Below are 8,450 nucleotides of genomic sequence, written 5' to 3'. Positions count from 1 at the left end.
GGAAGAGCGAGAGCAGGCCGGCGCCCGCGCCGTTGGCGATGCTGAGGGATTGGGTCGCCAGCTGCTGCTGGGTCTGGAGCGCCTTGAGCTTGGTCGACTCCTCTTCCACGTCGGCGTCCACCAGGATGCCGATGGTGCGGGCGTTGGCCTTCATCAGGGTGTCGACGAAGGTCTTCTGGCCGTCGATCTGGGTCTTGTTGGCGCCGAGCTTGGTGCCGGCGTTGGTGACGCTGGCGATCGCCTTGTCGACCTGCGTGATCAGGGCCGCCAGAGTGGCATCGCCGGCGGTGCCGGTGAGTGTCGAGATGTCGAGGGTGCCCACCGCCATGCCGGAGGTCCCGGGCGTATCGAGGATGCCCCGGGTCGACGTGGTGGCGTTGTCGCTGCCGAAGACGGTCGGCCGGTAGCTGGTGTTGATCGCCGTGGCACTCGTGCCCGTCTGCCCGCTGGTGAAGCCGAGCGCCGCCACGCCGGTACCCGTGATCGTGACGGTGCCGGAAGGGCCGCCCGCCGCGCCGATGAGGACGAGGTGGTCGGGTGCGTTCGTGGGGCCGGTCAGGCCGAAGCGGATCGGGGTGCCCTGCGCGGACAGGCTGGCGTTCAGCATGGCGCGGACCTCCTCGATGGTCACCGACGTGGCGTCGGCCGGTGCCGGCAGGCTCGCGGCGTTCAGGGTCACGCTGGTGGTCGTCGTCCCGTCGCTCACCGCGATGGTCTTCGTGTGGGCCCCTGACAGGTTGAGGTTCGCGTAGGCCGAGGCCGCGGAGACGAGGGGCTGGTACAGCGCCGTGCCGCCATTGGCTCCCAAACCGAGGTCGAGCCAGGTGGCGCCCGCCGTCTCGGTTCCGGACAGGATGTTGAGATTCGTGTCCTTCCCCGTCGCGGTGGTCTCGAAGTGGAGCCGGCCCGACGTATCGAGGGACACGACGACGTTTCCCCGCATGGAGGCCGAGGCCGCGATCTGGTTGTTGAGCGCGGACACGACTTCGGCGGGTTTGACCTTGGAAAGGTCCTGGGCCGCCGAGGCGAGCGTCGTCCGGTTCAGCATCAGGGTCTCGATGCCGCCGGAGCCGACGATCCGGATGGCGACCTCGTTGGTGCCGCTGAAATCCGCCGTGCCGGCGCCGAAGCCGGGCGAGCCGCCCAGCGCGACCTGTGCGGTGAACTGCGCACTGGTCGCGGGCACGCTCGCGCTGGCGCTGCCGGCGTCGTAGAGGCGGATCGCCGCGACATCGATGGCGATCTTCGAGAACGTCACGGTGCCGCTGCTGTCGCGCGAGAACCCGCCGATCACCGTCTCGCTGGCCCGATAGGCGGGGTTGGCGGGCGAGGAATCCACGGAGATCCAGTTGCGCCCGCTGGCCGTGGAGGAATCCGCCGTCGCCTTCATCCGGGCCTGGATGGCCTGGATCTCGGTCTGGACCTTCGCGCGGTCGATTCCGGGTTGAAGGGCGGTCTGGAGCTTGGCGCGCAGGGTCTGCAGATCGCCGAGCACGCCGGTGAGGCCGTTATAGGCCGTGTCGACCGACGAGGCGCCGAGGCCAAGGGAATCCTTGACCGCGCCGAGAGCGGCGTTGTCGGAGCGGATCGCGGTGGCGATCGACCAATAGGCGGCGTTGTCCGCCGCGTCGGAGACGCGCTGGCCGGTGGAGATGCGCTTGCTCGTCGCGTCGACCTGCCGACTGGTCCCCATCAGGGTCGTCAGCGCGGTGAGGGCGGCGTTGTTGGTCAGCAGGCTGGTCACGACACGGAAACCCTGTGCTGCGGCTTTGTAGCCATCTTCAGAACTTGGTTAACGCATCGGGTCTCAACGCCGGGTTAAGGATATCGGACGCCTGCCGTCGCTCCCTCGCCGCCGCTTGCCCTCACCCCAGCAGCGAAACCGCGTTGCTGCCGTGTCGCTCGATACGGCCGTCGAGCTCCAGTTCGAGCAGGGTGGTCTGCACCACGCGGACGCTGAGGCCCGCCGCGCGGGCGAGTTCGTCGGTGCCGATCGGGGTCGGGCTGAGATAGGCGATCAGGCGGGTGCGCGCGTCGGCCGGCTCGGGCACGTCGAGGTCGTCCGGGACCGGCGGCAGCGCGATGCCGTCGACGTCGAATTCGTCCCAGAAGATCGGAGCGTCGGCGAGGTCCGGCCGGTCGAGCGCCAGGACGCCCTCCCCGTGCGCGAACGCGCCGCCGCCGATCAGCGGCGCGACCACGTCCGTCACGTGTTCGACCTGCGCCACCAGGGTCGCGCCCTGGCGGATGAGGTCGTTGGTGCCCTCCGCGCGGGGATCGAGGGGCGAGCCCGGAACGGCGAAGACCTCGCGGCCCTGTTCGAGGGCGAAGCGCGCGGTGATGAGCGAGCCCGAGCGGCGGGCGGCCTCGACCACGACGGTGCCGTAGGCCAGCCCCGAGATGATGCGGTTGCGCCGGGGAAAGTCGCGTCCGCGCGGCTCCCAGCCCATCGGCATCTCGGCCACGACCGCGCCGCCCGCGTCCAGGATCGCGTCGACCAGGGCGGCGTGGTTGGCCGGATAGATCCGGTCGTGTCCGCCGGCCAGCACCGCCACGGTGCCGGACTGGAGCGTGGCCTTGTGGGCGTGGGCATCGATGCCGCGCGCCAGCCCCGACACGACCACGAGCCCGGCTTCGCCGAGGCCGCGCGCCAGCCGTTCGGTGAAGCCGAGGCCGGCGGCCGAGGCGTTGCGTGAGCCGACGATGGCGATGCCGGGCCGGTTCGGGGTCGTGGCCTCGCCCCGGATGGCGATCAGCGGGGGCGCGGAATCGGCCGCCTGCAGCAATTTGGGGTAATCCGCCTCGCCCAGGGCCACGAGGCGCGCGCCGAGGCGGGCGGCGGCGGCGATCTCGGCCTCCGCCTCGGCCCGGCCGGGCGGCGTGACGCGCTTGCCGCTGCGCCCCGTGAGCGTCGGCAGGGCCTCCAGGGCCGCCCCCGCACCGCCGAAGCGGTTGATCAGGGTCCGAAACGTGCGCGGGCCGATGCCCTCGCTGCGGATCAGGCGCAGCCAGTCGAGACGCTGGGCATCGGTGAGTTGCATCGCCCTCCCCCTCCGGAGCGGGCGAGGGACCTCAGCCCTTCTGCCCGATGCGCCCCTCGGTTCCGTCGATCAGCCGGCGGATGTTGGGCGCATGCTTCCACCATAGCAGGGCGGCGAGCAGGAGAAACAGAATTGCAACCGAGGGCTGTCCGATGGCCCAGAGCACGAGGGGCGTCAGGGCCGAGGCGGCCAGCGCCGCCAGGGACGAGTATTTCAGCGTGAAAGCGAGGCCGAGCCAGATCGCCGCGAAGGCCACGAGACCGAGCGGGCTGAGCGCCAGGAGCACGCCGAGGAAGGTCGCCACCCCCTTGCCGCCCCGGAACCCGAGCCAGACCGGGAACAGGTGCCCCAGGAAGGCGCCGAGGCCCGCGACCAGGGCCGCCTCCGGCCCGAGGAACCGTCCCGCGAGGAGCACGGCGAGCGTGCCCTTCAGCGCGTCGCCCAGCAGGGTCGCGGCCGCGAGGCCCTTGCGCCCGGTGCGCAGCACGTTGGTGGCGCCGATATTGCCCGAGCCGATGGCGCGCACATCCCCGAGCCCGGCAAAGCGCGTCAGGATCAGCCCGAAGGGAATCGAGCCGAGGAGGTAGCCCCCCGCCAGGGCCGCGAGCAGGAGGGGCCAGGAAAGCCCAGTCATCGCGGTCACGCGGCGGCCCCGGTCTCGTCGGGCGCGCGAAAGACGATGCCGCCCCCGACCATCGTCAGGATCGCCGCGCCCTGAAGCCGGGCCTCGTCGAAGGGCGAGTTCTTCGAGCGGGACTTCAGGCGGCGCTTGTCGAGGACGTAAGGCAGGTCCGGGTCGATCAGTACGAGGTCGGCGGGCGCGCCGGCCGCGAGGCGTCCGGCCGGGCGGCCGAGCAGGGCGGCGGGGCTCGTGGTCAGGGCCGCCAGGAGGCGCGGCAGGGCGACGTCGCCGGTATGGACGAGGCGCAGGGCCGCGCCGAGCAGCGTCTCGATGCCGAGCGCCCCATCGGCGGCCTCGGCGAAGGGCAGGCGCTTCGTCTCGACATCCTGCGGGTTGTGGTCCGACACGACGACGTCGATGACGCCCTCGTTCAGGGCCGCCACCAGGGCGAGCCGGTCGGTCTCGTGCCGGAGCGGCGGCGAGAGCCGGCAGAAGGTCCGGTAATGGCCGATGTCGCCCTCGTTGAGGACGAGGTTGTTCACCGAGGCGCCGCAGGTGACGGGCAGGCCGTCCTGCTTGGCCCGGCGCACGATCTCGACGGAGTCGGCGCAGGAAATCATCGCCGCATGGTAGCGGGCGCCGGTAAGGCGCACGAGGCGGATGTCGCGCTCCAGCATCACCGTCTCGGCCTCGCGCGGGATGCCGAGCAGCCCGAGGCGGGAGGCCATCTCGCCCTCGTTCATCACGCCGTCGCCGACGAGGTCGGGCTCCTCCACGTGCTGCATCAGCAGGGCGCCGAAGTCGCGGGCATAGGTCATCGCCCGGCGCATCACCTGGGCGTTCCGCACCGCCTTGAGGCCATCGGTGAAGGCGACCGCACCGGCCTCCTGCAGCAGGCCGAATTCGGTCATCTCGTGTCCGGCGAGCCCCTTGGTGATGGCGGCGGCCGGCAGCACGTTGACGCTCGCCGTGTCACGGGCGCGCCGCAGCACGAAGTCGACGATGGCCGGCCCGTCGATGACCGGGTTGGTGTCGGGCATGCAGACGAGCGTGGTGACGCCGCCGGCGGCGGCGGCCGCGCTGGCGCTGGCCAGGGTCTCGCGATGCTCCGCGCCGGGCTCGCCCACGAAGGCGCGCAGATCGATGAGGCCGGGGCTGAGGACGTGGCCGCCGCAATCGATCGTCTCGGCCTCGTCCGGCACCCCGGCGAGGGGACCCCAGCCGACGTCGTGGATCAGGCCGTCGCGGACGACGACGTGGCCGGGCGCCTGCCGGCCCGTGGCCGGGTCGCAGAGCGCGGCGTTGGTGAAGAGGATGGGGCGCATCGTCATGCGTCGCGGTTTCGACCGGGCGCGCCGTGGCGTCAAGCGGGATGCCGATTGTTCCGACACCGAGAGACGTCGCGTTCGCCCCATCCCCCGGACCTATCCAGCCGGCTCAGATCACACCTCGAAGACGGGATCGTTGCCTGACGCCTTATTCAGTTTGATGCCGTGAAGGCAATCGGCCTTCGCCACGTAGCTTTCACTGCTTTTCGAAATCTCTTCGCGGTTCTTGGCGTAGTAGACCCAGTACCAATGCCCCCTCGTATCCTTCTTGACCTTGTAGCAAGGGTAGGAAATGTCGGCCATCTTTTCGCTCCAGGTTATCGCGGGGCTTCCACGGAGAGCGCCTCGCACGGCAATTATCGAACTCTAGGTTTGAGAGCTGCTGATTTGTAAACCTGAAAGAACTTTTTAAAGGGTGGTGGCCATGAAAAAGGCCCCGCCCTTTCGGGCGAGGCCTCGGTTCAGCCCATTGGCGTTCGCGCCTTTACGCCGCGAGCGAGCGCAGCACGTAGGGCAGGATGCCGCCGTTGCGGAAGTATTCCAGCTCGTCGAGGGTATCGATGCGGCAGGTCAGCGGGATCTCCCGCTTGGTGCCGTCGGCCGAGGTGATCTCCGCGATCATGGTCTGGCGCGGCTTGAGGTCGCCCGAGAGGCCCCGGATCGTCACGGTCTCGTCGCCCTTGAGGCCCAGCGAGGCCCAGGAGGTCTCGCCCTGGAAGACCAGGGGCACGATGCCCATGCCGACGAGGTTCGAGCGGTGGATGCGCTCGAAGCTTTCGGCCACCACGGCGCGGATGCCCAGGAGCTTGGTGCCCTTGGCCGCCCAGTCGCGGGACGAGCCGGTGCCGTATTCCTTGCCGGCGAAGACCACGAGCGGGGTGCCCTCGGCCTGATACTTCTGGGCGGCGTCGTAGATGAACATCCGCTCTCCGGTGGGCTGGAACAGGGTCCAGCCGCCCTCGACCACGTTGCCGGCCTCGTCGCGGACCATCTGGTTCTTGATGCGGATGTTGGCGAAGGTGCCGCGCATCATGACTTCGTGGTTGCCGCGCCGCGTGCCGTACTGGTTGAAGTCCTGCACCCGGACCTGATGCTCCTGCAGGTAGGCGCCGGCCGGGGAGTTCGCCCGGATGTTGCCCGCCGGAGAGATGTGGTCGGTGGTGATCGAGTCCTGGAACAGGCCGAGGATGCGCGCGTCGACCACGTCCTCCACCGGAGCCGGGGTCTTCTGCATGCCCTCGAAATAGGGCGGGTTCTGCACGTAGGTGGAGGTCGAATCCCACTTGAAGGTCTCGGCCTCGGTGACCTCGACGGCCTTCCAGTAATCGTCGCCGCCGAACACGTCGGCGTAGCGGGACTTGAACAGGGTCGAGGTGATGTTGGCCTCGATGAATTCCTGCACTTCCGCCGTCGAGGGCCAGATGTCCTTCAGGTAGACGGGCTGGCCGTCCGACCCCATCCCCAGGGGCTCGGTGGTGATGTCGATCTGCATCGAGCCGGCGAGCGCGTAGGCGACCACCAGCGGCGGCGAGGCGAGGTAGTTCGCCCGGACATCCGGGTTCACGCGGCCCTCGAAGTTGCGGTTGCCCGAGAGCACGGCCGCCGCCACGACGTCGTTGTCGTTGATGGCCTTCGAGATCGCCGCCGGCAGCGGGCCGGAATTGCCGATGCAGGTGGTGCAGCCGAAGCCGACGAGGTTGAAGCCGAGCGCGTCGAGGGGCTGCTGCAGACCGGCGCTCTCGAGGTACTCGGCCACCACCTGGGAGCCGGGTGCCAGCGAGGTCTTGACCCAGGGCTTCGAGCGCAGGCCCTTGGCCACCGCGTTGCGGGCGAGCAACCCGGCGCCGATCATCACGCTCGGGTTCGAGGTGTTGGTGCAGCTCGTGATGGCGGCGATCACCACGTCGCCGTGGCCGATGTCGAAGTTGGCGCCCTCCACCGGATAGCGCTTGGCGATGTCGGCCGCCTTCTTGAACTCGGTTTCCATGGAGCCGGCGAAGCCCGGCTTGGCGCCGTCCAGCAGCACCCGGTCCTGCGGGCGCTTGGGGCCGGCGAGGGACGGGCGCACGTCGCCCATGTCGAGGGCCAAGGTGTCGGTGAAGACCGGGTCCGGGGTGGCCGCGTCACGCCACATGCCCTGCGCCTTGGCGTAGGCCTCGACCAGCGCGATCCGGTCGTCGGCGCGGCCGGTGACGGTGAGGAAGTCGATGGTCTTCTGGTCGATGGGGAAGAAGCCGCAGGTGGCGCCGTATTCGGGGGCCATGTTGGAGATCGTGGCGCGGTCGGCCACCGCCATGTCGTCGAGGCCGGGGCCGTAGAATTCCACGAATTTTCCGACGACGCCCTTCTTCCTGAGCATCTGCGTGACCGTCAGCACCAAATCGGTGGCGGTGGTGCCCTCGGGGAGCTTGCCCGACAGCTTGAAGCCGATCACCTCGGGGATCAGCATGGAGAGCGGCTGGCCCAGCATGGCGGCCTCGGCCTCGATGCCGCCCACGCCCCAGCCGAGCACGGCCAGACCGTTGACCATGGTGGTGTGCGAATCGGTGCCGACGAGGCTGTCGGGATAGGCGAGTTCGGTGCCGTCCTCGCTTTTCGTCCACACGGTCTGCGACAGGTATTCCAGGTTCACCTGGTGGCAGATGCCGGTGCCTGGCGGGACCACGGAGAAATTGTCGAAGGCCGACTGGCCCCACTTGAGGAAGGTGTAGCGCTCGCCGTTGCGGGAATATTCCAGCGCCACGTTGTCGGCCAGCGCTTTGGGCGTGCCGAACTCGTCGACGATGACCGAGTGATCGATCACGAGGTCGACGGGCACCAGCGGGTTGATTTTCTGCGGATCGCCCCCGAGGGCGACCATGGCGTCGCGCATCGCCGCCAAGTCGACGACGGCCGGCACACCCGTGAAATCCTGCATCAGCACGCGGGAGGGACGGAAGGCGATCTCGGTCTCGGTCTTGCCCTTGTTGCCGAGCCAGGCGACGGTGGCCGAGATGTCGTCCTTCTTGACCGAGCGGTCGTCCTCGAAGCGCAGCAGGTTCTCGAGCAGCACCTTCATCGAGAAGGGCAGCGCGGTGGCGTCGGCGAGGCCGGCGGTCTCGGCATGCGGGATCGAGTAGTAGGTGTAGGACTTGTCGCCGACCGTGAGGGTCTGGCGCGATTGGAAGCTGTCGAGCGATGCCACGGCGGTCTGTTTCCTCGCGAGCGGTTGGTCGAACACGCGCAGGCATAACCTGCGCCACGAAAACACGTGTTCGGCTGGGAGCGCTATGGAAGCGCGCGCCGCCCCGGGGGTGCCCGGATGAGGGTGATGCGCGAAGGGCGATTTGGACGCCCTGAAACTCGCGCGGCGCAGCCTGAACGCGTTATAGAACACTTCGAAACTGGCCGCTACCGGGAGCCTGACAGACGGCCGGGTCTGTCTGGTCCGCTGTCGGTCGAGCGTGCGTCACGCCGGTC

General features: G+C 69.3%; 6 protein-coding genes. All 6 read right to left on the bottom strand.

Annotated features, from left to right (window positions below):
* Positions 1 to 1,744: flagellin (locus MKK54_RS01985; RefSeq protein WP_244008826.1), on the bottom strand; the 1,744-nt coding region annotated here is incomplete at its 3' end.
* A 121-nt stretch (positions 1,745 to 1,865) separates the two neighbouring features.
* Positions 1,866 to 3,041 (bottom strand): DNA-processing protein DprA, encoded by a 1,176-nt coding sequence (gene dprA / locus MKK54_RS01980; RefSeq protein ID WP_244008825.1) that lies wholly within the window; start codon positions 3,039 to 3,041, stop codon positions 1,866 to 1,868.
* A gap of 31 nt (positions 3,042 to 3,072) precedes the next feature.
* A complete protein-coding gene (gene plsY, locus MKK54_RS01975; protein WP_244008824.1) occupies positions 3,073 to 3,675 on the bottom strand; it encodes a glycerol-3-phosphate 1-O-acyltransferase PlsY in 603 nt (200 codons plus the stop codon).
* 5 nt (positions 3,676 to 3,680) lie between these two features.
* On the bottom strand, positions 3,681 to 4,988 hold the full coding sequence (locus MKK54_RS01970) for a dihydroorotase (protein WP_244008829.1): 1,308 nt from the start codon (positions 4,986 to 4,988) through the stop codon (positions 3,681 to 3,683).
* A 117-nt stretch (positions 4,989 to 5,105) separates the two neighbouring features.
* The gene (locus tag MKK54_RS01965; protein ID WP_244008823.1) at positions 5,106 to 5,294 is read right to left on the bottom strand and encodes a YegP family protein; all 189 of its coding nucleotides are present in this window, start codon (positions 5,292 to 5,294) and stop codon (positions 5,106 to 5,108) included.
* Positions 5,295 to 5,475: 181 nt separating this feature from the next.
* Positions 5,476 to 8,175, bottom strand: a complete 2,700-nt coding sequence (acnA, locus tag MKK54_RS01960) for an aconitate hydratase AcnA (RefSeq protein ID WP_244008822.1) — start codon at positions 8,173 to 8,175, stop codon at positions 5,476 to 5,478.
* Positions 8,176 to 8,450 lie beyond the last annotated feature (275 nt).

It is taken from the genome of Methylobacterium sp. J-068, assembly GCF_022829445.1.
Lineage (GTDB): Bacteria > Pseudomonadota > Alphaproteobacteria > Rhizobiales > Beijerinckiaceae > Methylobacterium.
The sequence above is the reverse complement of the archived record's forward strand: the minus strand, read 5'-3'. Positions and strand labels throughout refer to the sequence as shown.